Origin of the sequence: Streptomyces sp. NPDC058274 (genome assembly GCF_042881375.1) — a bacterium.
Classification (GTDB): Bacteria; Actinomycetota; Actinomycetes; order Streptomycetales; family Streptomycetaceae; genus Streptomyces.
The window spans coordinates 299,119-325,083 of the sequence record NZ_JBHVXW010000005.1 but is presented as its reverse complement, the minus strand read 5'-3'; the positions used below and the strand labels follow the sequence as shown (position 1 = coordinate 325,083).

Sequence of the window (25,965 nt, the reverse complement as noted above, 5' to 3'; positions counted from 1 at the left end):
GGTGTTTTACTCGTAAAAGATAGCCTCTCACCTGCGGTTCGCTCCTGCACGCTCCCCCGTGTACACCCTTGCGCTCGCTTGCGCACCGGCCGGGCGGGGCATGCCCTGACCGACTGTCCGACACCGTCGAACGGGGAGGTGCGCGGTGCACGGACCGGCTTCGCCCGGCTGGCTGCTCGTGGCGCTCTGCGCGGCTACCGGGGCCTACTGTCTGCTGCGCATGCGCAGCCCGGTCGAGGAACAGCGGCGCGCCGCCGGCGGTGAGGCGCTCATGGGCTTCGGGATGGCAGCGATGGCCGTACCCGCGGCGGTGGCGGCACCGCCGCGCTGGACCTGGCTGGCCTACGCGGCTCTCTTCGGCGCCGCGGCCCTGCGAGCCCTGTGGGCTGCCCGGACCAGCCCGCATCACCTGCACCATCTGGTGGGGGCCTCGGCGATGGCCTACATGGCCGCGGTGATGGCCGCCTCCCCCGGCCACCAGGAACACGGGGGCACCGGCGTGCCGTTGGTGACCGGAGCCCTGTTGCTGTACTTCGCGGGGTACGTCCTGTGGTCCGGGGCCGGACTGCTGCCGGTGGCGGCGGTGGCCGGCCGGCAGGGGGGCGCGCCCGGCTGGGGCGACCGGCCCGAAGTGGCCCGGGCGTGCCGGCTGTCGATGGGGATCGCCATGGTCGCGATGCTGCTCACGCTCTGAGACCGGCAGAGCTCCGTGCCCCGGGCCGCTCCGCGCCGCGAGGCACGTCTCGCTGATCCGTTGTGCGAACTGTAGAAAACCGTCGCGGGGGCTGTACGAACCGGCGGGCTCCAGTGGACGAACCCGTGGTGTACGTCACTTGCCGCGGCAGGCCGTATCCCCGGCGCGGCCCCGCTCATAGGCTTCGCCCCATGATGGTCCCCGCGGCACTGCTGCTGCTCGGCGCCTTGGCCGCCCTCGTCGCCCCGCGGCTGCTCGCCCGGGCCGACTGGCCGGACCGCGAACCGGTGGTGGCCCTGTGGGTGTGGCAGTGCGTGGTGGCGTCGGTCCTGCTGTGCTGCGTGCTGTCGATGACGCTGAGCGCGGCCGGTGCGTGGATGGCCGTGCGCGGCCATGTGTTCGCCCCCGCGCCGCACTCCGTCGTGAACGCCTACGCGCTGAGCAGCAGCCCCTGGGCCGCCGCGACCGCCGTGGCCCTCGCGTGCGGCGGGGCCTGGACCGCGGCGATGCTGGCCCGCGAGATCGTACGGGCCCGGGCGCGCCGTCGCAGGCACCGCACCGAACTCCTCGTACGGGCCCCGCTGTTGCCCGGCGAGGAGCCCGGCAGCGACCGTCTGGTGGTCCTGGAGGGAGAGCGTCCCGATGCCTGGTGGCTGCCGGGGGCCGCTCCCCAACTCGTCATCACCACGTCCGCGTTGCGCCGCCTCGAAGGCCGCCGACTGGATGCCGTCCTCGCCCACGAACAGGGTCACGCCCAGGCGCGGCACGACTGGCTGCTGCACTGTTCGGCCGCGCTGGCCAACGGATTCCCGCAGGTGCCGGTGTTCGCCGCGTTCCGCGACGAGATGCACCGGCTGGTCGAACTGGCCGCCGACGACATGGCGTCCCGCCGCTTCGGCCGGCTCACCATCGCCCTCGCCCTGGTCGAACTGAACGAGGACCGGGGCGTGTTCGGCCCCTGCCCGACGCCGCAGGCCCATGTCCCGCAGCGCGTCGACCGCCTCCTCACCCCGCCGGGCCGGCTCACGGCGGCGCGCCGGCTGCGGCTGACGGCGGCCGGGACGCTGGTGCCGGTGATCCCGCTGCTGGTGGCGTTCGTCCCGGGCCTGCGGGCCCTCGGCTGACGGACCCGGCCTCTCCCGGCCCGCTGGAGGCATAGAACCTCGTAAGTCGGCGAGGATCGCGGTATGCACCCGCCGCCCGTCGACCCACCGTCCCGCACGCCGGCCCCGCGGACCGCCGTCCTGGTCGCACTGCCCCTCGCCGTGGCCTCCCTGCTGCTCCTGCTGCTGGTCGCGTTCTCCTGGCACCCCCTCCTCTCGCTCGACGGGGACATCGCACGCACCACACATCGCTGGGCGGTCGGCGAACCCGGCGCCACCCACGCCTTCCGCATCCTGACGGACTGGGTCTGGGATCCGCTGACGATGCGGATCGTGTGCGCGGCCGCCGCCCTGTGGCTGGTGTGGAGACACTCCGCCTGGCGGTCCGCCCTCTGGCTGGCGGCCACCTGCGCGGTGGGCACCCTGCTGCAGCAGGGCCTCAAGGCGGCGGTCGACCGCCGGCGCCCCGTCTGGCCCGACCCCGTGGACTCCGCCCACTACGCCGCCTTCCCCTCGGGCCACGCCCTGACGGCCACCCTGGTGTGCGCGCTGCTGCTCTGGCTGCTCCACCGGTACGGCGCCGGCCGGCTCCTGTGGTGGACCGCCGTGACCGCTGCCGCCGTCTCCGTCCTGGGTGTCGGCCTCACGCGCGTCTGGCTGGGCGTCCACTGGCCCTCGGACGTCCTGGGCGGCTGGCTCCTGGGTGCCCTGGTGGCGGCGCTCGCGGTGGCCTCGTACGAGCGGTGGGGCGCGCGGAGACTCCCCTGACCTGTGCCGCCGGGGTGGGCGGCCGTGCGCGCCGGGCGCTCTTGACCCGTGCGGCCGGCTCGCCAAGGATCACCTTCCATGGCCATCAAGGGTGTGCTCTTCGACTTCTCCGGGACCCTCTTCCGTATCGAATCCAGCGAATCGTGGCTGAGGGCCGTACTGACGGCGGCCGGTCTCCCTCTGCCCGAGACCGAGTTGCTCAGCGCGGCCGAGGAACTGGAGGCGGTGGGCGCACTGCCCGGCGGAGCCGCTCCGAGCCGGCCCCTGCCGCCCGGCGTCGCCGAGCTGTGGGACATCCGGGACCGCAGCGCCGAGCTGCACCGGGCCACGTACACCGGGCTGTCCCGCCAGGTGACACTGCCCGACCCGGGACTGCACGACGCGCTGTACGACCGGCACAGCACACCGGACGCCTGGCGCCCGTACCCCGACGCGCTGGAGGTGCTCGAGGCGCTGTGCGAACGCGGAATCGCGGTGGCAGTGGTGAGCAACATCGGGTGGGATCTGCGGCCGGTCTTCCGCGGGCACGGACTCGACGGCTGTGTCGGGACGTACGTGCTGTCCTACGAGCACGGCATCCAGAAGCCGGATCCGCGGCTGTTCGCGACGGCCTGCGAGGCGCTCGGGGTCGCTCCGCAGGACACGCTGATGGTCGGGGACGACCGCCGGGCGGACGGCGGTGCCGCGGCACTGGGCTGCGGAGTGCATTTCGTGGACCATCTGCCGGTGGCGCAGCGGCCGGACGGGCTTCGCCCGGTGCTGGACCTGGCCGGCTGACGCAGGCCCGGCGTCTCAGCTCTGATAGCCCTCGACTCAGCTCCGATAGCCCTCGACTCAGCTCCGATAGCCCTCGACTCAGCTCTGATAGCCCTCGACCTGGGACGACGGACGGACCCGGGCGTCGTCCGGATTCTCGCCGAACTCGGTCTTCGCACGGCGCTGGCGCAGCAGGTCCCAGCACTGGTCGAGGTCGCGCTCCAGCTGTCCGAGCCGTTCCTGTTCCGTGGTGCTGTCGATCTGCCCGGACGCCACGGCCTCGCGCAGCCGTCGCTCGTCGTCCACCATCGCCGTGATCCTGGCCAGGATCTGTTCTTGATCCATGTCCGTACGCCTCCTTGGGACTGCTGCCCACTTTAGAGACGGTTCGGCGGCGCTGCGACAGCTGTGGACGGGCACGGACGGTGCCGGCGGTATCCGCCGCGGCAGGGGGCAGAGCCCCCGCACGTCTGCCCTGGACGATCCCCCGCGTCGCCCAGGGCGGACGGCAGCCCGGAGGAGACCCACTTGGGGTCTGGACCGGACGCGTTGAGTATAGTTGGCTGGCAGCCAGTCAACGCAGGAGTTACAGCATGTCCCCGCGAAGCGCCTCGGTCAATGAAGAGTTGCGGCGGCGTTCCCGGGAACGGCTTCTGCAGGCGGCTGCCGAGCTGGTCCGCGAGCGCGGATTCGAGGCCACGACGCTCGGCGACATCGCGGACCGGGCGGGCTCGGCGCGCGGTCTGGTGTCGTACTACTTCCCCGGCAAGAGACAGCTGCTGCAGTCGGCCGTGCACCGGCTGATGCACCGCACGCTGGAAGAGGCGCTGGAGCGCGAACCGCACACCGACGACGGCCGGGAGCGGATGGCCCGCGCAATCGACGCGATTCTCGGCCTCACCCAGGACCACCCGGTCCTGATGCGCCAGCACATGGCCGGGATCCTGCACGCGGAGGGTTTCGTCCAGTGCCCGGAGCAGCAGCGGCTCGCGGAGCTGTTGCGGGAGACTGTCGCCCGGCACGGCTCGCCCGACGCGGCCACCGACTATCCGATGCTGCGGGCGCTGCTCATGGGCGCGGTGTACTCGGCGCTGGTGCCCGGCGTGCCGATGCCGGTGCCGGTGCTGCGGGCCGAGCTCTTCAAGCGCTACCGGCTGGATCCGGCGATGGGCACCCCGCCGGACGCCGAGGCGCCCGGCGGGATGTTCGACCCGGATCTGTCCCGCTTCTTCGCGGCCGGGGGCCGCGAGGCCGATCCGCCGCCCGACCGGACCGTGGAGTCCGACCGGGCGTGACGGGCCTGCGGGTCGGGCCGGTGGCAGCGGCCCCGTGGCACGAAGGGTTCCGGTCGGCCGACGTGGATCCGGCCGGTCGAAGCGGTCCGGTCAGTCGGTAGTCCGGTCAGTCGACGCAGTCCGGTCAGTCGAAGTAGTCCGGCTGCGTCTGGACGTTGAGCTCCCGCAGGTGGATCCGCTTCGCCGGGTCGGTGCGCCGGTCGCTGAGCTTCAGCACGTCGAAGCCCTTCACCAGGTCGTTCGAGTAGATGTAGCCGTTGTAGTAGTACGCCGACCAGGAGCCGCCACCCGTGAGCTTGTCGGTGGTCAGCGGGCCGCGCTCGAAGTAGGCGATCTCCTTCGGCTTCGCCGAGTCCGTGAAGTCCCAGACCGAGACACCGCCCTGGTACCAGGCCTGGACCATGATGTCCTTGCCCTCGACCGGGATCAGCGAGCCGTTGTGGGCGACGCAGTTCTCGGTGTCCGCCTGGTAGCGGGGGATCTTGTAGTAGCTCTTGAAGACGAGCTTGCGCTGGTCGCCCCTGCCGACGATGTCGTAGATGCCGTCGGCACCGCGGTTGGGTCCGACGGCCGCGTTGCAGGTGGCCGCACCGCCGCCGCCCAGCTCATCGGTGAACACGATCTTGTTGGCCTTCTGGTTGAAGGTCGCCGAGTGCCAGAACGCGAAGTTCACGTTGTCCTCGACCTGGTCGATGACCTTCGGGTTCTCCGGGTCCTTGATGGAGAACAGGATGCCGTCGCCCATGCAGGCGCCCGCCGCGAGGTCCTTGGAGGGCAGCACGGTGATGTCGTGGCAGCCGGTGGTCTTGGAGACGCCCGGGTTGGTGGGTCCGCCCGGGTTGCCGCCGCCGTCGGGTCCCTCACCGGGGAACAGGACGGGGAAGTTCACCACGGCCGCCTTCTCGGGGGCCTTGCGCGGGACCTTGATGACCGAGATGCCGTCGTGCGGCGGCTGGCAGTCGGGGAACGTGGCGCTCGGCGAGTACGAGGACACGTAGACGTAGACGTTCTTGCGTTCCGGCACCAGCGTGTGGGTGTGCGAACCGCAGGCGGTCTCGACGGCGGCGACGTACTTCGGGTTCGTCTTGTCGCTGATGTCGAAGACCTTCATGCCCTCCCACGAGGACTTCTCGGTCGCGGGCTGGGTCGTGCTGCTGCACGAGTTGTCGCTGCGCGAGGAGTCGGTGGAGAGGAAGAGCAGGTCACCCGAGACGGAGACGTCGTTCTGCGAGCCGGGGCAGAGCACCTGCGCGACGGTCTCGGGCGCCTTGGGGTTGCTGATGTCGAAGATGCGGAAGCCGTCGTAGTTGCCGGCGAACGCGTAGTGGCCCTGGAAGGCCAGGTCCGAATTGGTGCCGAGGAGTGCTTCCTTGGGGATGTTGGCCAGGTGCGTGATGTTGTCGGAGTGGACGATCTCGTCCTGACCGGGTATCTCGCCGGCCGTGATCGCCGCCCGGACCTCGGCGGCCTCGCTCTTGGAGACCTGTTCCTGTGCGGCGGGGCCGTCCCCGGGGTCGGGGGTCGCGGCCGCCGGGCCGGCCGTGAGCAGCGCGGCCAGGAGCCCGGCCGCGGCCGCGGCAACTCCCAGGCGTCTGTGCCGCGTTCGGGGGTTGTTCAACAGGGTCACTGCGTCCTCCCTAGTCGCCGTCCGCGTTCGAACGGTTCACGGACCTCCGAAGTATCGTCTTCATCATGCACAGATCAACAGACGGCAACGGACTCGTAATGAAAGACTTTGATCACTCGCGTACGGAAGAGTGCTAGGACGGTCCTCGACACCAAGAGGCGTCCCTCAACCCGTGGGCCACAGGAGGCCGTTGTGCTCGTTCGCCGTACGTTCCGCGCATCCCTGGTCACGGCGTCCCTGGCGGCCGCCGTGCTCGCACTCGGCGCGTGCGACTCCGGTTCGCCCGACGCGGACGCCAAGTCCCCGGCGGGCAGCGGTCCTTCAGTGATCGCGCCCGGCAAACCCGGAGAGGCCGCGGAAACGCTCTCCGCCCAGGACGCCCGGAAGCAGCGGCCCGACGACTCCCCCAATTCGGCCGACTTCACGTACGCGCGGATGATGATCGAGCACCACACCCAGGCGGTCGGGATGACGCAACTCGTCCCGAAACGGGCCGAGTCGAGTGCCGTGCGGCGGCTCGCCGAACGGATCGCGGCCGCGCAGGGGCCGGAGATCAAGGTGATGGAGAGCTGGCTCGAAACGCACGGCGGGCCGACGGAAAGCGCGGAACACCAGCACGACACGATGCCCGGCATGGCGACCGAGGCGCAGCTGAAGAAGTTGCGCGCCGCCAAGGGGAAGGCGTTCGACGAGCTCTTCCTGAAGCTGATGATCACGCATCACGACGGGGCGATCACGATGGCCACCGACGTGAAGTCCCAGGGCAACAACGTCCAGATCGAGGAGATGGCGGACGACGTGATCGCCCAGCAGACCACCGAGATCGGCCGGATGCGCGCCATGTCCTGACACCGCCTGCGGCCCGACCGCCTTCAGGTCGTCCGGGCCGTGAGCACCGCCCGTACGGACCCCGGCGATCGACCGGCCGACCCCAACGGGCCTGTTCGGCGCCGTACATGACGCAAAGCCAGAAAAACGGCCCGCCCCCGGCGATCGCCGGGCGGCCTCAATGAGCCCGCTCAGCGCCGCACATGACGTGGGGTCAGGAATCCCGCGTCGCGCGCTCCGGCGATCAGTCTGAGCGCGCGCCGGCGGCTGTGGCCGGTGGCCCGCATCACCGCGAACACGGGATCCGCGCCCTCCTCCTGCGCCGCGCGGTACTCCTCCGCGACGAGGCGCCGCCCCTCCGTGCCGCGCGGCCAGGCGGGGCGGGCGCGGCGCGGTGGCACGTGCGGGCCCTCGCCGGACCCCGCGGACCCCGGCCCGGCACCGCACGCATCGGAGAGCGGCCCCTCGATCCACTCGGCGAGCACCGCCAGATCGTCGAGGGACAGCGGCGGCCGTGCCTGTACGTCCTCGACCGAGACGCCCGCCCCGGACACCACGGCCAGCACGTCGACCCGGGCCCCGTCACCGAATCCGAGCCTCACGTTGAACCACGACGTGGCGATCCCGTGCTCCCGCACTTCCCACGCGGGCCACACGGACACCGCACCATCCGGCCGATCACGATCAGAAAGATTAAGAAAGGATGCTTCCAGCACATACACAACGTAACCGCATGATCACATTCAATACACAACGGCACGCATGCCGGGCGCGGGCGCCGCACTCCGTCGGCCCAGGGCCGCCCCGCCCCCGCGCCCCCTCCCCGAGTGCTCCGTACGGTGCGATGCTGGAGCCACCAGCGATCTCCTCGGACCGTCCGGACGTCGAGAAGGAGTTCCGCCGTGCTGAATGTCGCCGTCGTCGGCTCGGGGCCCAGCGGGGTCTATACCGCGCAGAGCCTCGTCCAGCAGAGCGTGCTGCCCGACGTCAGAGTGGATGTGCTCGACCGGCTGCCGTGCCCGTACGGCCTGGTGCGCTACGGCGTGGCGCCGGACCACGAGAAGATCAAGTCACTGCAGAACAATCTGCGCGCCGTCCTGGAGGACGAGCGGGTGCGCTTCCTCGGCGGTGTCCAGGTCGGACCCGGCGGACTGCCGGCGACCCGGCTGCGGGAGCTGTACCACGCGGTCGTCTACTGCGTGGGCGCCGCCACCGACCGCCACCTCGGCATCCCCGGCGAGGAGCTGCCCGGCAGCTGGTCGGCCACCGAGTTCGTGTCCTGGTACAGCGCGCACCCGGACTCCACCTCCGACGGCTTCGTGGTCGGCGCCCGCTCGGCCGTCGTCATCGGCGTGGGGAACGTGGCCGTCGACGTGACCCGCATCCTCGCCCGCGGCGCCGGCGAGCTCAGCACCACCGACATGCCCGAGGCGGCGCTCGCCGCGCTCGCCGCGAGCGAGGTCGCGGAGATCCACATGGTCGGGCGGCGCGGCCCTTCGCAGGCCCGGTTCACCACCAAGGAGTTGCGCGAGCTGGGCGCGCTGCCGGATGTCGACGTGGTCGTGGACCCGCAGGAGCTGGCCCTCGATCCCGAATACGCCGACCCGTCGGCCCTGCCGGCCGCCCAGCGCCGCAACGTGGAGGTCCTGCGGGCGTGGGCCGCCGCACCGCCCTCGGGCAGCCGCCGCCGGATCCGGCTGCGCTTCTTCCTGCGCCCGGCCGAACTGCTCGCAGACCGGCCCGGCGGGAGCGCCCACGTCGGCGCGGTGCGCTTCGAGCGGACGGTGCCCGACGGACACGGCGGGGTCAGCGGTACGGGCCGGTACGAGGACATCGAGGCCCAACTGGTGCTGCGCTCGGTCGGCTATCGAGGAGTGCCGCTGGAGGGACTGCCGTTCGACGCGGAGCGTGGCACGGTGCCGCATCTCGCGGGCCGGGTCCTGCGGGACGGCGTCGTCTCCCCGGGCGAGTACGTCGCCGGCTGGATCAAACGAGGACCGACCGGGGTCATCGGCACCAACCGGCCGTGCGCGAAGGAGACAGTGACCTCGCTGCTCGCGGACGCGCCCCTGCTCGTACGGCGTGACGTCGCCGACGACCCGCTCGCGGCGCTGCGGGCCGCCGGGGTCACACCCGTCGAGTGGGCGGGCTGGCAGGCGATCGAGCGGGCCGAAGCGGAGCTGGGCGCCTCGCTGGGACGGGGTGTGGTGAAGCTCCCCGACTGGGCGTCCTTGCTGGCCGCGGCGCGGGCGGCGGCTTCGTAGAGGCGGCCCGGGAATTCCCGGCTGCCTCGGAACGGACCGGCCCTAGCAGACTCGGGTTCGCTCCTGTGGGCAGGACACACACCGGCAACAATCCGGAAATCAACAAACTGTTCAAGCCCCTTACGGTCTCGTGCTGTCCGGACTTCTCGCGCCCTCCGGACGCTCCCCGCTCGCCCGCCGCCCCTGGAGTGCCCATGGCCACGACCGCACCCGCGCATCCCGTCGACGAGGTCCCACCCGTACGCCGGCTGGCCGCCTTCGGTCTGCAGCACGTGCTCGCGATGTACGCGGGAGCGGTGGCGGTTCCGCTGATCGTGGGCGGGGCGATGAAGCTGTCGCCCGCCGATCTGGCGTATCTCATCACCGCGGACCTGCTGGTGTGCGGGATCGCGACGCTGATCCAGTGCGTGGGTTTCTGGCGTTTCGGTGTCCGGCTGCCGATCATGCAGGGCTGCACCTTCGCGGCCGTCTCACCGATGGTGCTCATCGGGACGACGGGCGGCGGACTGCCGGCGATCTACGGATCGGTGATCGTCGCGGGCCTCGCGATCGTCTTGCTGGCACCCGTCTTCGGGAAGCTGCTGCGCTTCTTCCCGCCGCTGGTCACCGGCACGGTGATCCTGATCATCGGCGTCTCGCTGCTGCCGGTGGCGGGCAACTGGGCGGCCGGCGGCCAGGGTTCGCCGGAATTCGGTGAACCGAAGAATCTGGCGCTCGCGGGCTTCGTCCTGGCCGTGGTGCTGGGCGTGCAGCGGTTCGCGCCGGCCTTCCTGAGCCGTATCGCCGTGCTGATCGGCATCGCCGTGGGCCTCGCGGTCGCGGCCCCGTTCGGCTTCACGGACTTCGGCGGGGTCGGGGACGCCGGCTGGGTCGGGATCAGCACGCCCTTCCACTTCGGGGCGCCGTCCTTCCATGCCTCGGCGATCATCTCGATGCTGGTCGTGGCGCTGGTGACGATGACCGAGACGACCGGCGACTTCATCGCGGTCGGCGAGATGACCGACCGGCCGATCCAGCCGCGCTCACTCGCGGACGGTCTGCGCGCCGACGGACTCTCGACAGTCCTCGGCGGTGTGTTCAACACCTTCCCCTACACGGCGTTCGCGCAGAACGTGGGCCTCGTCGGCATGACCCGCGTCCGCAGCCGCTGGGTGGTCGCCGCCGCGGGAGGCATCCTCGTACTGCTCGGCCTGCTGCCGAAGCTGGGTGCGGTGGTCGCGGCGATACCGGCGCCGGTGCTCGGCGGGGCGGGCCTGGTGATGTTCGGGACGGTCGCCGCGAGCGGGCTGCGCACCCTGTCCGAGGTCGACTTCAAGGGCAACGACAATCTGACCGTCGTGGCGGTCTCGGTCGCCGTCGGCATGCTGCCGGTGGGGGTGCCGACGGTCTACGAGAAGTTCCCGGACTGGTTCCAGACGGTGATGAACAGCGGGATCAGCGCGGGCTGCCTGACGGCGATCGTGCTGAACCTGCTCTTCAACCACCTGTCGGGCAGGGCGGGTTCAGCGGCGGACGGCGAGACCCCGGGGGCTGCGGGTCTCGCGGACGCCGAGACCCCACGGGCCGCGAAAGTCGCGGACGCCGAAGCCCCGTAGGCGAGTTCAGCCGTCGCCGAGCCGGTCGGCCTGCCGGGCGGCCCCGGCGAGAACACTGCCGAGGAGGCCGGGGAACAGCGCGTCCAGGTCGTCCTTGCGCAGGCCGTTCATCTTGGCCGTGCCCCGGTAGATCTGCCGGATCACCCCGCTCTCGCGCAGCACCCGGAAGTGGTGCGTGGTCGTGGACTTGGTGACGGGCAGGTCGAAGTGCGAACAGGAGAGCTCGTCGCCGTCGGCGGCGAGCTCTCGCACGACCTGCAGACGCATCGGGTCGGACAGCGCGTGCAGCACGCTCTCCAGGCGGATCTCCTCACTCGCGGGGTGCGGAAGATCCCGGCTGCTGCTGCCGGTGGGGGCGGCGGTCGTCACGGCGGCTCCAGTTCCTCGGGGCGGGCTTCCGGTCCGGCGACGTCTCCGGAGGGGCCCACCGCCGCCATTGTACGAGACCTATCGTAGTTTGACACTTCCCGTACTACGATGCTTATCGTACGACTCGACACCGGCCCCCCGATGAATGGAGTCCGCCGTGAGCGCGCTCTTCGAGCCCTGCACCCTGCGCGATCTGACCATCCCGAACCGGGTGTGGATGCCCCCGATGTGCCAGTACTCGGCCGCGCCCGAGGGGCCCTCGGTGGGAGCCCCGCACGACTGGCACTTCGCGCACTACGCGGCCCGCGCCGCCGGCGGCACGGGCCTGATCATCGTCGAGGCGACCGCCGTCTCCCCCGAGGGCCGCATCAGCCCGTACGACCTCGGCATCTGGAACGACACCCAGGTCGAGGCGTTCCGCCGGATCACCCGGTTCCTCAAGGCGCAGGGGACGGTGCCGGCCATCCAGCTCGCGCACAGCGGACGCAAGGCCTCCACCGACCGCCCCTGGAAGGGCGGCGCGCCGGTCGGTCCGGAGGCGTACGGCTGGCAGGGGCTCGCGCCGAGCGCGGTGGCGTTCGACGAGCGGCACCCGGTGCCCAGCGAACTGACGGTCGCTCAGATCCAGGAGATCGTCGGCCAGTTCGTGGCCGCGGCCCGCCGGGCGCTGGACGCCGGCTTCGAGATCGCCGAACTGCACGGCGCGCACGGCTACCTCATCAACGAGTTCCTCTCGCCGCACTCGAACCGTCGCACCGACGCATACGGCGGCTCCTACGAGAACCGCACGCGCTTCGCGCTCGAAGTCGTCGACGCCGTACGCGAGGTGTGGCCCGACGACAAGCCGCTCTTCTTCCGCATCTCCGCCACCGACTGGCTGGAGGAGGACGGCTGGAGCGCCGACGACACCGTCCGCTTCGCCGCGGAGCTGCACGAGCACGGGATCGACCTCCTCGACGTCTCGTCCGGCGGCAACGCGTCCGGCGTACGCATCCCGGTCGGTCCGGGCTACCAGGTCCCCTTCGCCGCGCGGGTGAAGGCCGAGACACGGATGCCCGTCGCGGCCGTCGGCCTCATCACCGATGTCGAACAGGCCGAGAAGATCGTCGCCAACGACGAGGCCGACGCCGTGCTGCTGGGCCGCGAACTCCTGCGCAACCCCTCCTTCGCGCGCCTCGCGGCCCGTGACCTCGGTGGGGACGTGCACGTGCCGGACCAGTACCACCGCTCGGTCTGACACCTCCGCCGTCCCACCACCGGGCGCTCCCTCCCCCGCGGCACGTGGCGCCCACAGCCTGCGGCACCTCCCCGAAGGACCGGACGCGGCTCATTTCGGCTGATCCCCGCCGTCGAGCCGCCTTTCCCCGAGGTGACTGTCAGTGCTGTGGTGCACACTCACGATCAATTGCCGAACAGCCGGGGAGGAACGCCGTGTTCACGGGGATCGACGAGGTCGACTGGGCTTCGATGAGGCACGCCTACGGAAGCGCCGAGGACGTGCCCGAGCTGCTCCGTGGGCTGGCGTCGCCCCGTGCCGAGGAGCGGGAGCGAGCGCTCGACGGGATGTACGGAGCGGTGCACCACCAGGGCGATGTCTACGACTCGACGCTCGCCTGCATCCCGTTCCTGTTCGCGCTGATCGCCCGCGGGGACCTCAAGGACCGGGCCGAGGTGGTGGAGTTACTGGTCAGCATCGGCGGCGGGGACCAGGAGCCGGCGGCCTCGCCCGGCGAGCGGGAAGGCGCCGACCCGGACGACAGGCCCGTCCACGGCAATTACGCGATGGCCCGTACGGCGGTGAGGGCCGGCGCCGCGGTCTTCGCCGCGCTCGTCGAGGACGGTGACCCGGAGGTGCGGCGGGCCGTTCCGACGGCCCTGGTGCGCTTTGCCGACGATCCGGCCCGCGTGCTCGGGCTGCTGCGGGGGCGGATCGGGGAAGAGGCGGACGCCAGGGTCAGGCCCGCCCTCACCGAGGGCCTCGGGCTCTTCGCGCGCCTGTATCCCGGCATCGCCTCCCCCGCCGTGGCCTGCCTGGCCGAGCTCAGTACCTCCGCCGACGATCCGGGCCTGCGGCTGGCCGCGCTCGGCCAGCTCGCGGGCTGCGCGCCCGAGCGGCTTCCGGCCGACCTGGTGCCGACGGTCATCGCCCTCCTGCGCTCCAGATCGGAGCGGCTCCGGGCTCCGGACGAGCCGGAACGGCCCCACACCGACACACTCATCGGTCATCTACGACGGCTGCGGCCAGCCGACGAGGAGGGTTCCCAACTGCTGCGGACGCTGCACAACGGGCTCGGCGGCCGGGTCGGTGACCGGATCGCCCTGCTGAGCGGGCAGTTGACCAGTCCGGGGACCGCCGACCGGTGCAACGCCGTGTGGATGTCCGCCGGGCTGTTCCGCGAGTGGCGCGCGTCCTACGCGGAACCGGTCGCGCTGATCGGCGAGCAACTCGGCGCGGACGACGAGCGGTTGCGCGATGCCGCCGTCTCCGTCCTGGAGGACCTGTTCACGCTGGCGGCTCCCGCGGCCGACCAGCTGGCGGCGCTCGTCCAGACCCGGCCCGAGTACCGGGTCCGGCACTGGGAGCACGGGGCACCGGCCCTCGGAGGCGCACTCAAGGCGCTGGCCAGAACGAGGGATCCGCGGGCGATCCCGGTCCTGGCACAACTGCTGGAACAACCCGCCGTGCCGAAGGACCTCGGATACGTGATCGCCGACATGGGCCCGGGCGCCGCCTTCCTGGCTCCGCTGCTGCGGGCACGGCTCGCCGAAGTACCCCTCGGCTCCCCCGACCTCTACGACCGTGCCGCCCCGCTCCTCCTGGCGCTGGCGACGCTGGAGGACGGCGCCGCCCTGCCTGCGGTGCTGCGGCTGACGCACGGCATGCCGGACGATCCGCGGACGCGGGGCCCGCTCCTGGAGGCCGTCGCCCGGACCCTGGGTGCCCTCGGGTCCCCCGAGGCGATACCGGCGCTGCGCGAGCTGCTGGACTCCGAGTGCGCGGTGACCGCCGCCGCGGCGCTCTGGTCGGTGGAGGGGGACGCCGAGGCCGTACTGCCGCTGCTGGGGCGCGAGCTGGCCGTCGGCCGGCCGCACCGGAGGTGTGCCGCCGAGGCGCTCGGCCGCCTCGGACCCGGCGCACGCTCGGCGCTGCCCGGGCTGCGCCGGCTGCTCGACTCCGACGACGTGTGGGAGCGGACCGCGGGAGCGTGCGCGGTGTGGCGGATCACCGGGGAGCCCGATCCGGTGCTCCCGGTGTTCCGCGCCGCCTGGAAGCAGCGTGTGCACACGCGCGGCACCATCGCCGGCTGCCTCACCGAGTCCGGCCCGGCGCCGGCCCCCGCCCACGATCTGCTCCGCACCGAGCTCGCCCAGCCGCGCCGCCACCTGGCCCGTGCCGGCGGATTCAGCGGCCACGACATCGTCGAGGACGAGCGACTGCTGAGGGCGTGCCGGGAGGGGCTGGCGGGGGTGTAGTCGCGGGGGCCCCGGAGGCGGGCTGGTGCGGGGCGGTTTGGTTCCGGACAGGGGTGGCGATTTGGTTCCGGATACGGGTGCGGGACACCGAGCGGGCGTGGGAGCACGCACAGGCATGGGAGCACGCACAGGCGTGGCAGCACGCACAGGCGTGGCAGCACGCACAGGCGTGGCAGCACGCACAGGCGTGGGAACACGCACAGGCGTGGGAACACGCACAGGCGTGGGAACACGCACAGGCGTGGGAGCACCCACCCGCAGGCGTGGCGAGACGGCCGAGGTGACCCGGCGCTCGCCCTCGGAGCCCCGGTCGTCCTGGAGCCCCCGTTCCTCGCCGGAGGCGCCCGCGTCTCAGCCCGTCGTGCTGCCCCACCGTGGGCCGAACCGCTGCCACTCCTCGTCCCAGTGCGCCATGCGCCGGCGCTCCAGGCGCCCGCGGACGAGGCGGCCGCCGACGAAGGGGATGCTCGCCGCGCTCACCCCGACGAGGAATCCGACCAGGGAGGCCCGCAGCCGCGCCTGGGACTCGGTGGCGGGCTTGGTCACCAGCCGGCCGGCGGCGTCCGTCCACACGGTGACCGGGGTGCCCGCCGCACTGCCGGGCTTCACCCGTGCCTGACCTGCGTGCGCCGAGCCGTCCGTCGCCGTCCAGCGCACCGGGGCCCACACCTGGCCCGCACCGGAGGCGGCCGGGCCGGGCGACCGCGACGCGTCCTCGCTGAGCAGCGCCTGGATGGGATGCCACTCGGCACGCTCCCTGGCCAGGCCGTTGTCGACGGACTGCGCCGCCGCCAGGCCCGCCAGTACCCCGCAGAGCACGGTGAGGGTCCAGGCGACCAGCACGACCCAGGCCTCCAGCGCGTCGACCGGGCGCCGCAGCGGATTGCGCCGCCATCGCCACAGCCACACCTTCGGACCACGGAATGCCGCCATCGAGGCATCCTCCTCACGGACTCAGGGACATGCCAGACCGCCCTCCCATACGGGAGCCGTCTCCTCGCTGCTCATACCGGTGCTCCAACTCGTCGGAGTCATGCGTCACGTTGACCGGAAAGCTGCGGAAGGAGAACTCGCCTCCGCGATTCCGGGGCGCCGGCGGGGAAGGTCGGCCCGATAGCGACGTCACCGCTGTGACCTGCGGTGATGCCGTGTCCAGAGGTGACTGTCAGTGCAGGGGTGCAGACTGGCCGGTGCTGGGACAACGACGTCGCGGAGGTGGTCGGCATGGCCGGCGTACTGCTCACTGTAGGCACTCGAAAAGGGCTCTTCATCGGCCGCCGCCGGGGCGGCACCTGGGAGTTCGACCAGAGTCCCTACTTCAACGCGCAGGCGGTGTACTCGGTCGCCATCGACACCCGTGGCCCCACGCCCCGGCTGCTGGCCGGCGGGGACAGCGCGCACTGGGGCCCGTCCGTCTTCCACTCCGACGACCTGGGCCGCACCTGGACCGAGCCGGCCCGGCCGGCCGTCAAGTTCCCCAAGGACACCGGGGCTTCGCTGGAGCGGGTGTGGCAGCTGCACCCGGCGGCCGCGGAGCCGGACGTGGTCTACGCGGGCACGGAACCGGCCGCGCTGTACCGCTCCGAGGACCGCGGTGAGACCTTCGAGCTCGTCCGCCCGCTCTGGGAGCACCCCACCCGGTCGAAGTGGGTGCCGGGCGGCGGCGGTGAGGGGCTGCACACCGTCCTCACCGACGAGCGCGACCCGGCGGCCGTGACGGTGGCCGTCTCCACGGCCGGGGTGTTCCGCACCACCGACGGCGGCGCGACCTGGACGCCCTCCAACTCCGGTGTCTCCGCGGTGTTCCTGCCGGATCCGAACCCCGAGTTCGGCCAGTGCGTGCACAAGATCGCCCGGGACGCGTCGAGTCCGGACCGGCTGTATCTGCAGAACCACTGGGGGGTCTACAGAAGCGACGACGCGGGCGGCCACTGGACGGACATCGGCGCGGGACTGCCGTCCACCTTCGGCTTCGCGGCCGCCGGGCATCCGCACCGCCGGGACACCGCCTACGTCTTCCCGATCAACGCCGACGCGGACCGCGTCCCGGCCGACCGCCGATGCCGGGTCTTCCGTACGGCGGACGCGGGCAAGAGCTGGGAGCCGCTCTCCGCCGGCCTGCCGACGGAGGACCACTACGGCACGGTGCTGCGCGACGCCCTGTGCACGGACGACGCGGACCCGGCAGGCATCTACTTCGGCAACCGCAATGGAGAGGTGTTCGGGTCGGCCGACGACGGCGACAGCTGGCGGCAGTTGGCCTCCCATCTGCCGGACGTCCTGTGTGTGCGGGCGGCGGTGGTGGATTGAGGGGCCGGCCGACGGGATTGAGCCGACGGCCGGGCCCACGGGCACGAGCCGGCCGGGCGGCGCTGCTGTGACGGGGCAGCGAGGCTCACCCACCCCCATGGCGCGAGGACCGCGGACCGCCGCCTCCCGGTCCTCACGCGCCAAGCCGCCGTCCGTTCCGGCCACCGACCGGTCAACTCCGGTCCGCCCAGGGCCACCGGTTGATCGTCGATGGCCGTACGGCAGTAGGGTGACGCCCGTGGCACCACGACCGTTGCATGAGATCGTCGAAGCCGGCTGGGCGAAGGCCCTGGAACCCGTGGCCGGGAAGATCGCCGAGATGGGCGACTTCCTGCGCGCGGAGATCGCCGCGGGACGCACCTATCTTCCTGCCGGGCCGAATGTCCTGCGCGCCTTTCAGCAGCCCTTCGACGAGGTGCGCGTCCTCATCGTCGGGCAGGACCCGTATCCGACCCCGGGCCATGCGGTGGGCCTGTCCTTCTCGGTCGCGCCCGAGGTACGGCCGCTGCCCGGCAGCCTGATCAACATCTACCGCGAGCTCACCACCGACCTGGAGCTCCCCCAGCCGTCCAACGGCGATCTGACGCCCTGGACACAGCAGGGCGTGCTGCTGCTCAACAGGGCACTGACCACGGCCCCGCGCAGTCCGGCCGCCCACCGCGGCAAGGGCTGGGAAGAGGTCACCGAACAGGCGATACGAGCGCTGGCCGGGCGCGGCCGTCCGCTGGTGTCCATCCTGTGGGGCCGTGACGCCCGCAATCTGCGTCCGCTCCTCGGCGATCTTCCGTCGATCGAGTCCTCGCACCCCTCGCCGATGTCGGCCGACCGCGGCTTCTTCGGCTCCCGGCCCTTCAGCCGTGCCAACGACCTGCTGACCAGGCAGGGAGCACAGCCGGTGGACTGGCGACTGCCATGACGCACCCCAGCCCCGCGCCCGGTGTCCTCGCCGTGGACTCGGGGGGCTCGGGGCTGCGCGTCGTACTCGGTCTCGCGGATGGCACCGGCGCGGTCCGCTCTGGGCCGGTGGCGTCCGAGGAGCCGGTGCGCACGGGCCCGCGCGGCATCGACGCCGGTCATCTGCTCGGACAACTGCTGCCGATGGCCCGGACGTTGATAAGCGAGGCCGGGATAGAGGACCTGGGGGCCATCGCCATCGGAGCCGCCGGCCTCGCCACCCTGGGCGACGGGCTGCGCGCCGAACTGCCGTCGGCCCTGAAGCGTGAACTGGGCGTACGGCGGCTGGTGCTGGCCGCCGACGCGGTCACCGCGTACACGGGCGCGCTCGGCCGGCGGCCTGGCGCGGTGATCGCCGCGGGCACGGGCCTGATCGCGATCGGCACGGACCTGACGAGCTGGCGCCGGGCCGACGGCTGGGGACATCTGCTCGGCGACTGCGGCGGCGGAGCCTGGATCGGGCGCGCCGGACTGGAGGCGGCGATCAGGGCCTTCGACGGGCGACGGGGCGGTTCACCGGCGCTTCTGGTGCGCGCGGAGCGGATGTTCGGCCCCGTACCGGGCCTGCCCGGCAAGTTGTACGCGCGCGCGGACCGGCCCGCCGTGCTGGCCTCCTTCGCGCCCGAGGTCGCGGCCTCAGCCGGAAGCGACCCGGTGGCGGCGGACGTCCTGCGGGCGGCCGCGCGCCACATGGCCGAGTCGGCCGCCGCGGTCTGCCCGTCCGGCGAAGGCGCCCAAGTCGCGCTCACCGGAGGTCTGTTCAAGATGGGCGACCCCCTGCTCGTACCGCTGCGCGAGGAGCTGGCGGAGCAACTGCCGCACGCCCGGCAGGTACCGGCCGCGGGCGACCCCCTGCACGGCGCCCTGCTCATCGCCACCGACCTGGCGAACGACGAACTCACGCTCCCCCGTGACGAGCGGCTGCTCTTCGTGGCGACCGAGTGACCGAATCTTCGTGGTGACCGAGTGACCGAAAATTCTCAGGGCCCGACATAGCGCCTGGAAAGACGCATTGGTCCGCCCTTGCGGCTGTGCGAGGTCGCCGGTTCGCCACGGGAGTTGACACCCACCCCAGGAGTGTCAAGTCATCCCGTAGCGATCATTTCCGTTCTGGACGTAACTCATCAGACAAAACCGGACGGATACCGCTCACCTGCACCCTCCCCGAACAGGGGAGCCCAGGAAGCCAGTAACATGCGACGCCATGAGCTCCCCCACTGGGCCCGCGTCCGGCCTGCCAGTACGAATGCCGCGACCTCGCCAGCCCGGGCGGCACCGCCGTCCCGAGCCGCTGGCGGCTCCCGAGGGCGCGCCCGCGCTCGTCCTCGCGCTGCCGGGCACACCCAGTGCCGCCACGCGCAGCCTCGCCGAGGAGGTCGTGAGCATCGCCCGCTCCGAGCTCCCCGGCCTCGACGCCCGTATCGGGTACCTCGACGGGGACGACGCCGAGTTCCCGACCCTGCAGTCCGTGCTGTCCCGCGCCGCCGAGGAGCGTGTCGCCCGCTTCGAGCAGGCCCGCGCCGCCGGTGCGGACGTGACCGAGCCCGACGGCCCCGTCGCCGTCGTGGTGCCGCTGCTCGCCGGCCCGGACAACGCGCTGCTGCGCCGGATCCGCCAGGCGGTCATGGACAGCCGCATCGCGGCCGATCTGACCGATGTACTCGGCCCGCACCCCCTGCTCGCCGAGGCGCTGCACGTGCGCCTCTCCGAGGCCGGCCTGGCGCGTGCCGACCGCGCCCGGCTGTTCACCGTGGCCACCGCGGCGGACGGCATCATCCTCGCCTCCGTGGGCGGCGAGGAGGCCGTCCAGGCGGCCGGGATCACCGGCATGCTGCTCGCCGCACGGCTCGCCGTGCCGGTGATGGCGGCGGCGCTCGACGAGGAGGGCGCGATCGCGGCCACCGCGGAGCAGCTGCGCGGCTCGGGTTCCCAGCAACTGGCCCTCGCGCCGTATCTGATCGGTCCGGAGCTCGACCCGGGGCTGCTCGACGCGGCCGCCAAGGAGGCCGGCTGCTCCGCCGCCGAGGCGCTCGGCCCGTACCCGGCGATCGGCAAGCTCGCGCTGGCCAAGTACACGACGGCGCTGGGCATCGCCCCGCAGCAGCAACAGGGCGCTCCGGTTCGCTAGTCGCACCAGTAACGCCGGAAGGGCCCGTTCCGAGCTGGAACGGGCCCTTCGCCGTGCGTGGGCGGCCTGCGCAGGGCACCCGGGCCGCGGGTCAGCCGAAGATCACGCAGGACGCCGCCGGCACGTCGAGCGAGCCGCCCTTGCGCAGCATGCCGGTGGCCGGGTCGACCGCGAACCAGGTCACGTCCCCGGAGCGCTCGTTGGCGACGTACAGATGGCGTCCGGAGGGATGCAGGGCGATGGCGCGCGGCCAGCTGCCGCCGCACGGCACCGTCGCAACCAGCCGCAGCTCCTCCCCGTCGAGGGCCAGCACCGAGAGGACGTCCTGACCCCGGACGGCCGTCCAGACGAAGCGGCCGTCGGGCGAGACCACGATGCCCGACGGGAAGGCGTCGCCGCCCGGTGAGCCCGGCAGCACCGGAGTCTCGCCGAAGGGCCGCAGTGCCCCGTCCGCGGCGTCCCAGCGGCAGACGGTGACGGTCGGCGCGAGCTCGTTCAGCACGTACGCGTGCTCGCCGCGCGGGTGGAAGGCGAGGTGGCGGGGTCCGGAGCCGGGCCGCAGCGCGATCTCGCGGTGCAGCGCGAAGGCACCGCCGTTCAGCGCGTACACCCGCACGGAATCCGTGCCGAGGTCCACGCTGACCGCCCACCGGCCGCGCGGGTCGGGCTGCACCTGGTGGGCGTGCGGACTCTGCTGGCGCGGGGAGTGCGGCCCGGACCCCGTGTGCGTGAACACGTCGGACGGGGCGTCGGCGAGGCTGCCGTCGGCGCGGAGGGGTACGGCGCTGACGCTGCCCGAACCGTAGTTGGCGGTCAGGACGTGTCCGTCGAACAGGCTGAGGTGCGTGGGCCCGCTGCCGCCGACCGGCACGGGCGGCCCGGCGAGCTCCGGCTTGGCACCGGTCACGCGGTACGCGGCCACCGCGCCCTCGGCCGTCTCGCTGACGGCGTAGAGCACGTCACCGTCGGAGGACAGCGCGAGGTACGACGGGTCGGGGACGCCGTCCGAGGCGCTCAGGACCGTGAGCGTGCCGCTGTCCTCGTCGACGGCCGCGGTGAGGACACCGAGGCCGCCCGCCGCCGTGAACGAGCCTATGAACGCCCGTGGTTGCCGCCTGCCGCCGTCCGTCACTGCCGTCCCCTCTCGGTTCTGCGCTGCTCGGGGCGACGGTAGCAGTCGTGGATCAGCGGTCTAGACCAAGGTGTCGTCCGGGTGGCCTGCCGCCCGGGCTTGGGCCTCCGGGTGGTGGACGTACGCCGGGTGCCGTTCGATCTCCTCGTAGGTGCGGTGGAACACCGGTGTCGCACTCCCCGAGATCGGCGGCACGATCCAGGACCACTCGGCGCCGACTTGGCGGCCCTTGCGCTCTTCTCGGCCGAGGTGGGTGAGGAACCGCTGCGACTCGGTGTGGTGGTCGGTGACCGTGACGCCGGCCCGGTCGAACGAGTACAGGACGGAGCGGTTGAGTTCGACGAGCGCGCGGTCCTTCCACAGCGAGCGGTCGGTGCGGGTGTCCAGGCCCAAGTGGTCCGCGACGAGCGGCAGGAGGTCGTAGCGATCGGCGTCGGCGAGATTGCGGGCGCCGATCTCGGTGCCCATGTACCAGCCGTTGAAGGGCGCGGCGGGGTAGCAGATGCCGCCGATCTCCAGGCACATGTTGGACAGCGCGGGCACCGCGTGCCAGCGCAGTCCGAGCGCGCGCCACCACGGGTATTCGGGGTGCGCCAGCTCGACCTCCAGCACCGCGTCCTGCGGCAGCGCGAACCAGCGGGGCCGGTCGCCGGCCGCCTGGATGACCAACGGCAGGACGTCGAAGGGCGTTCCGGGGCCGCCGGGCCAGCCGAGGCGCCGGGCGAGCGCGGTGAGGCCGGCGTTGCGCGGATCGCCGGTCACCCCGCCGCCGGGACGGCCGTAACCGGCGTACCGGACGAGCTGTTCGTTCCAGATCCGCGGGCCGGGGCGGCCCGGCTCGTCGGGCGCGAAGACCGTGATGAGCGCCCGGATCCGGCCGTCCCGCGTCGCCTCCCGCAGATGGTCGGCCGACGCGTCGGCGACGTCCCGCGGGTCCCGCACGTCCCTGCGGTCCCGCACGGTCAGCGAGCGCCAGTAGAGCCGTCCGATGCACCGGTTGGCGTTCCGCCAGGCGACCCTGGCGCCGTGGACGAGCTCCGCCGTGGTGTGCCGGTAGGTCCCGGTCTCCGCGATCTCCGCGCGTACGGCGGCGATCCGGCGGGCCGGATCGCCGAGCCGTTCCTCTGCGTGCCGCAGGGTCAGGAACTCGGTGGCCTCACGGAGGAGTTCGCGGGAAGCCGGCGGCAACGGATCGGCGCGGGGCGCCGGTTGCGCGGCTCGCGCTTCGGTCACCTGCGGGCCGCCGATGAGGAGCCGGCCCTGAAGGCCGGTGACCCGTCCCGCGCCGGCGCGGTCCGCGGCCCACGACTCCAGGCACGAGACGACGCCGGTCCGGTCGTACGGCGGCTCAGGACCGGCGGCGTCGGCCGGAACGCGGTCCAGCCAGCCGCCCGGTCCCTCGGCCCGCGACGGCGGGAACTCCGCGCTCCCGCCACAGTCCGCGGACCCTCGGCGTCCGCGTGGGAAGTTCCGCATGGCGCACCCCCAAAACGGCTCGCCCGCGGGCCGCTCCCGCACGGTCCACGGGGTGCGTGCGTTGATAGCCGCGGGGTTACCCCTCCTGGACCCTGATCCACCCTCCAGGTGGCCCGTGCATGTGTCTCGTGCCGGAGCCGCCGTCCGTCAGGCCCCGGCGAGCCGGGAGCCCCGCAGCGGTGCGGCGAGGGCTCCGAGCGCGTGCTCCAGGCCGTGCAGATGGGCGAGTGCCTGCTCGGCGCCCGGGTGGTGGCCGGGCGCCGCGGCGTGGGCCGGCAGGGCCGGTTCCGGCACGGCTCCGACGAGCGTTTCGACGGCGGTCTCGACGCGCCCGCACGCGGCGGTGAGGCGCGCGTCGTGCGAGGCGTCGGGATCGGCGGCGAGGGCCGCGAGCCCCCGTGCCTCCCGGGCGCAGTCGTCGAGCAGCGCGAGGATCTGACGGGCCCGCGCCTTGCGCGCCCGGTGCGGGTTGAGCGGGTGGACCAGGGGCGCGAGGGCCATGCGCACGCGGCCCAGCAGCGCTTCGAGCTCCGCCACGCGCGGCGCGGGGTCGGCTCCGGCGTCTCCGGCGAGGCGTCGTGCCGCCGCCGCGGTGCAGCCGTGGACCGCGCGGAGGGCCCGTTCCACCCAGCGGTCGGTCACCGCGTGCGTGGTGACCGGCAGGATCAGCGCGACGGCGAGGGCCGCGCCGAGCGCGCCGACGCCGGTCTCCGCGAACCGAAGGGCGAGCAGCCCGGGATGCAGCACGCCGAGCAGCCCGTACAGCAGCCCCGCCATGACGGTGACGAAGAACATCATCCAGCTGTACGAGGGCGCCGCCGTGTAGAAGATGCCGAAGACGCAGACGGCGACCAGGGCGGCGGTGGGCACCGGGGCACCGTGCAGAGGGACGGCGACCAGCAGGCCGGCGACGATGCCGGCGACCGTTCCGACGACGCGCCGGAAGCCGCGTACCAGCGTCTCGCCGCGCGAAGCGGTGTTCACGAAGATCCACCAGGCGGTGCCCACGGCCCAGTACCAGCGGTCGTGGGAGAGGACCGGGCCCGCGGCGACCGCGAACGCGCAGGCGGCGGTCGCCTGGAAGGCCTGGCGGGTGGCGGGCCGGTCGAGACCGCGCCCGTCCAGCGGGGCGGGTGCGGCGGGCAACGGGGTGCGCCGCTCGATACACCACGCGCCGAACCGCACCACCGAGCAGGCGGCGAGGGCCAGCCCCACCGCCGCGTACAGCTGTGGCAGCTGACCGGGCACGGCGTGCAGGAACTGGGTGGTGAAGAACATCATGAACGCGAAGATCCCGAGCGCGTGGCCGCGCGGTCCCCAGCGGCGGGCGTACACCCCGCAGAAGATCACCGCGAGCCAGGTCGCGTCGCGCAGGGCCGGGGCCCCGTGCAGCGCCGTGGCCACCGCCAGGACAGGGGAGCCGACGACGGGCAGCAGCACGGTGGTGACCGCTTGGCCGCGTACGGTCGAATCACCCACCGTGAACAGCGCGAGGAGTGCCGCGAGACCGCCGGTGACCGAGGCAGGCAGCGACAGTCCGGCCAGTTCCGACGCGGTCACCGCGAGGCTGATGCCGAGCACCGCACGCAGCGAGATCCGCAGCCGGACCAGTCCGGGATCCGGAGCCGTGAACATCTTCTTCACCGTCGGCAGCCCGCCCCCTTTTCTCGTGAACTTTCCAGTGAACGCACCGTCAGGACATGGGAATGGCGCCGCGGGCACGGATCCGGCTTCATTGCCGTCCTGCGCTGCGCGACGCCATCAATACAGACAAGGTAAGCATCAGGAGGGCACTGGCTCAACTCGGCCACCATCTGCTGGACCATTGGTACAGTCATCCGTGATCACCCGTGACAGCAGGGAGGCCAACGGACCATGGCCGTGGACGAGCTCGACACCCGTATCCTGCGGCTGCTCCTGGAGCAGCCGCGCACCAGCGTGCGGGAGTACGCGCGCCTGCTGGGCGTCGCCCGCGGCACGCTCCAGGCCCGCCTGGACCGGCTGGAGCGCGACGGGGTCATCACCGGCACCGCCCCTTCGCTGTCGCCCGCCGCGCTCGGCCATCCCGTCCTCGCCTTCGTCCACATCGAGGTGACCCAGGGCAATCTCGTCGACGTGGGGGACGCGCTGGCGGCCGTGCCGGAGATCGTGGAGGCGTTCTCCATCACGGGCGGCGGCGATCTGCTGACCCGGGTCGTGGCCCGCGACAACGCCCATCTGGAGGACGTCATCCAGTCCCTGATCAGCCTGCCGGGCGTGGTCCGCACCCGGACCGAAGTGGTGCTGCGCGAACGCGTTCCGCACCGGCTGCTGCCCCTCGTGGAGTCGATGGGCCGCGCCGCGAAGGGCTGATCGTTGGCATCCTGGAAGCCATGAGCTCTCTCGGCGGCACGGCGGTCATCTTCGATCTCGACGGCACGCTCGTGGACAGCGAGCCGAACTACTTCGAGGCAGGACGAAGGACACTCGCCGAGCACGGCGTCATGGACTTCACCTGGGCGGACCACGAGCGGTACGTGGGTATCAGCACCCTGGAGACGCTCGCGCTCTGGAAGGAGCGGTACGGTCTCTCCGCCCCGCTCGACGCGCTGCTCGCGGACACCAACAGCCGCTATCTGGCGCTGGCCCGGGCCGCCACGCAGGTCTACCCGGAGATGCGGAAGTTCGTGGAGCTGCTGGCCGGTGAGGGGGTCCCGCTGGCCGTCGCCTCCGGTTCCTCACCGGAGGCCATCGAGGCGATCCTGGCCGGTACGGGCCTGGCCGAGTGGCTCACCACCACCGTCTCCGCCGACGAGGTCGCCCACGGCAAGCCCGCCCCCGACGTCTTCCTGGAGGCCGCGCGCCGGCTGGGGGCGCCACCGGCCGACTGTGTCGTCCTGGAGGACGCCGCTCCGGGCGCCGCCGCCGCGCACGCGGCCGGGATGCGCTGCATCGCGATCCCGTACGTGGCCGCCCAGGCGGACGACCCGGCGTTCGCGACGGCCGGGCTGCTGCTGCGCGGCGGCCAGACCGAGTTCACGGCACGTGGCGCGTACGACTGGCTGGTGCGGTCGGCACGGTCGTCGCCCTTCTCGGACGACTAGGGCCTGGCTCGACGGCCGGGTTCGTACCGGCGCTACGCGCGGCGGGGCACGGCTGGCATCTCTGCCGTACCGGCGCTACGCGCGGCGGCCGGGCACGGCTGCCTGCTCT

At 72.6% G+C, this 25,965-nt stretch carries 24 protein-coding genes; 16 read left to right on the top strand and 8 right to left on the bottom strand.

All coding sequences use genetic code 11. From position 1 onward, the window contains the following. The first annotated feature begins 145 nt into the window (after positions 1–145). The 4 genes from ACFVYF_RS13580 (at position 146) to ACFVYF_RS13565 (ending at position 3,342) form a co-directional block, all read left to right on the top strand. Positions 146–694, top strand: a complete 549-nt coding sequence (locus tag ACFVYF_RS13580; protein WP_389455303.1) for a DUF5134 domain-containing protein — start codon at positions 146–148, stop codon at positions 692–694. A gap of 191 nt (positions 695–885) precedes the next feature. Next, entirely contained in the window at positions 886–1,818 is a 933-nt protein-coding gene (locus ACFVYF_RS13575; RefSeq protein WP_389455301.1) for a M56 family metallopeptidase, read from the top strand. 63 nt (positions 1,819–1,881) lie between these two features. Beyond that, positions 1,882–2,565 carry a phosphatase PAP2 family protein gene (locus tag ACFVYF_RS13570; RefSeq protein WP_389455299.1) on the top strand — a complete coding sequence of 228 codons (684 nt, stop codon included), beginning with the start codon at positions 1,882–1,884 and terminating at the stop codon, positions 2,563–2,565. A gap of 78 nt (positions 2,566–2,643) precedes the next feature. Then, positions 2,644–3,342, top strand: coding sequence for an HAD family hydrolase (locus ACFVYF_RS13565; protein ID WP_389455297.1), 699 nt, complete (start codon positions 2,644–2,646; stop codon positions 3,340–3,342). Between the two features lie 78 nt (positions 3,343–3,420). Here ACFVYF_RS13565 and ACFVYF_RS13560 read toward each other — a convergent pair whose 3' ends face one another. Then, complete coding sequence (locus tag ACFVYF_RS13560; RefSeq protein ID WP_389455295.1) at positions 3,421–3,666, bottom strand: DUF2630 family protein; 246 nt, start codon at positions 3,664–3,666, stop codon at positions 3,421–3,423. A 248-nt stretch (positions 3,667–3,914) separates the two neighbouring features. Here ACFVYF_RS13560 and ACFVYF_RS13555 point away from each other — a divergent pair, with 248 nt between their 5' ends. After that, complete coding sequence (locus ACFVYF_RS13555) at positions 3,915–4,616, top strand: TetR/AcrR family transcriptional regulator (protein ID WP_389455293.1); 702 nt, start codon at positions 3,915–3,917, stop codon at positions 4,614–4,616. Between the two features lie 124 nt (positions 4,617–4,740). On the opposite strand, the gene ACFVYF_RS13550 is transcribed toward ACFVYF_RS13555, so the two are convergent. Further along, positions 4,741–6,243, bottom strand: coding sequence for an LVIVD repeat-containing protein (locus tag ACFVYF_RS13550; protein WP_389455291.1), 1,503 nt, complete (start codon positions 6,241–6,243; stop codon positions 4,741–4,743). Positions 6,244–6,435: 192 nt separating this feature from the next. Between ACFVYF_RS13550 and ACFVYF_RS13545 the strand changes: the two genes are divergently transcribed. Continuing rightward, entirely contained in the window at positions 6,436–7,092 is a 657-nt protein-coding gene (locus ACFVYF_RS13545; RefSeq protein ID WP_389455289.1) for a DUF305 domain-containing protein, read from the top strand. Between the two features lie 170 nt (positions 7,093–7,262). Here the strand turns inward: ACFVYF_RS13545 and ACFVYF_RS13540 are convergent, their stop codons facing one another. Continuing rightward, positions 7,263–7,733 (bottom strand): DUF6214 family protein, encoded by a 471-nt coding sequence (locus tag ACFVYF_RS13540; RefSeq protein WP_389455287.1) that lies wholly within the window; start codon positions 7,731–7,733, stop codon positions 7,263–7,265. 240 nt (positions 7,734–7,973) lie between these two features. Between ACFVYF_RS13540 and ACFVYF_RS13535 the strand changes: the two genes are divergently transcribed. Both ACFVYF_RS13535 and ACFVYF_RS13530 read left to right on the top strand, forming a co-directional pair. Continuing rightward, complete coding sequence (locus ACFVYF_RS13535; RefSeq protein ID WP_389455285.1) at positions 7,974–9,335, top strand: FAD-dependent oxidoreductase; 1,362 nt, start codon at positions 7,974–7,976, stop codon at positions 9,333–9,335. A gap of 194 nt (positions 9,336–9,529) precedes the next feature. Beyond that, entirely contained in the window at positions 9,530–10,930 is a 1,401-nt protein-coding gene (locus ACFVYF_RS13530; protein WP_389455283.1) for a nucleobase:cation symporter-2 family protein, read from the top strand. A 6-nt stretch (positions 10,931–10,936) separates the two neighbouring features. Here the strand turns inward: ACFVYF_RS13530 and ACFVYF_RS13525 are convergent, their stop codons facing one another. Continuing rightward, the gene (locus ACFVYF_RS13525) at positions 10,937–11,299 is read right to left on the bottom strand and encodes an ArsR/SmtB family transcription factor (RefSeq protein ID WP_389455281.1); all 363 of its coding nucleotides are present in this window, start codon (positions 11,297–11,299) and stop codon (positions 10,937–10,939) included. A 157-nt stretch (positions 11,300–11,456) separates the two neighbouring features. On the opposite strand from ACFVYF_RS13525, the gene ACFVYF_RS13520 reads away from it, so the two are divergent. Further along, positions 11,457–12,536, top strand: a complete 1,080-nt coding sequence (locus ACFVYF_RS13520; protein WP_389455279.1) for an NADH:flavin oxidoreductase/NADH oxidase — start codon at positions 11,457–11,459, stop codon at positions 12,534–12,536. A 194-nt stretch (positions 12,537–12,730) separates the two neighbouring features. Next, a complete protein-coding gene (locus ACFVYF_RS13515) occupies positions 12,731–14,773 on the top strand; it encodes a HEAT repeat domain-containing protein (RefSeq protein WP_389455277.1) in 2,043 nt (680 codons plus the stop codon). A 351-nt stretch (positions 14,774–15,124) separates the two neighbouring features. Here the strand turns inward: ACFVYF_RS13515 and ACFVYF_RS13510 are convergent, their stop codons facing one another. After that, entirely contained in the window at positions 15,125–15,706 is a 582-nt protein-coding gene (locus tag ACFVYF_RS13510; RefSeq protein ID WP_389455275.1) for a hypothetical protein, read from the bottom strand. 291 nt (positions 15,707–15,997) lie between these two features. On the opposite strand from ACFVYF_RS13510, the gene ACFVYF_RS13505 reads away from it, so the two are divergent. From ACFVYF_RS13505 to ACFVYF_RS13490, 4 genes are all read left to right on the top strand, one after another. Continuing rightward, positions 15,998–17,083 (top strand): WD40/YVTN/BNR-like repeat-containing protein, encoded by a 1,086-nt coding sequence (locus tag ACFVYF_RS13505; protein ID WP_389455482.1) that lies wholly within the window; start codon positions 15,998–16,000, stop codon positions 17,081–17,083. A 238-nt stretch (positions 17,084–17,321) separates the two neighbouring features. Next, positions 17,322–17,999, top strand: coding sequence for a uracil-DNA glycosylase (locus ACFVYF_RS13500; protein ID WP_389455273.1), 678 nt, complete (start codon positions 17,322–17,324; stop codon positions 17,997–17,999). Then, complete coding sequence (locus ACFVYF_RS13495; protein WP_389455271.1) at positions 17,996–18,982, top strand: N-acetylglucosamine kinase; 987 nt, start codon at positions 17,996–17,998, stop codon at positions 18,980–18,982. Before ACFVYF_RS13500 ends, ACFVYF_RS13495 begins: the two co-directional genes overlap by 4 nt. Positions 18,983–19,241: 259 nt before the next feature. Further along, entirely contained in the window at positions 19,242–20,165 is a 924-nt protein-coding gene (locus ACFVYF_RS13490; RefSeq protein ID WP_389455269.1) for a sirohydrochlorin chelatase, read from the top strand. Positions 20,166–20,256: 91 nt separating this feature from the next. Here ACFVYF_RS13490 and ACFVYF_RS13485 read toward each other — a convergent pair whose 3' ends face one another. From ACFVYF_RS13485 to ACFVYF_RS13475, 3 genes are all read right to left on the bottom strand, one after another. Continuing rightward, on the bottom strand, positions 20,257–21,297 hold the full coding sequence (locus tag ACFVYF_RS13485; RefSeq protein ID WP_389455267.1) for a lactonase family protein: 1,041 nt from the start codon (positions 21,295–21,297) through the stop codon (positions 20,257–20,259). Between the two features lie 60 nt (positions 21,298–21,357). Next, complete coding sequence (locus tag ACFVYF_RS13480) at positions 21,358–22,773, bottom strand: nitric oxide synthase oxygenase (protein ID WP_389455265.1); 1,416 nt, start codon at positions 22,771–22,773, stop codon at positions 21,358–21,360. A gap of 147 nt (positions 22,774–22,920) precedes the next feature. Further along, positions 22,921–24,408, bottom strand: coding sequence for an FUSC family protein (locus ACFVYF_RS13475; protein WP_389455263.1), 1,488 nt, complete (start codon positions 24,406–24,408; stop codon positions 22,921–22,923). A 240-nt stretch (positions 24,409–24,648) separates the two neighbouring features. Between ACFVYF_RS13475 and ACFVYF_RS13470 the strand changes: the two genes are divergently transcribed. Both ACFVYF_RS13470 and ACFVYF_RS13465 read left to right on the top strand, forming a co-directional pair. Further along, positions 24,649–25,125, top strand: a complete 477-nt coding sequence (locus ACFVYF_RS13470; protein ID WP_389455261.1) for an Lrp/AsnC family transcriptional regulator — start codon at positions 24,649–24,651, stop codon at positions 25,123–25,125. 20 nt (positions 25,126–25,145) lie between these two features. Continuing rightward, entirely contained in the window at positions 25,146–25,856 is a 711-nt protein-coding gene (locus ACFVYF_RS13465; protein WP_389455259.1) for an HAD family hydrolase, read from the top strand. The last annotated feature ends 109 nt before the right edge of the window (positions 25,857–25,965 follow it).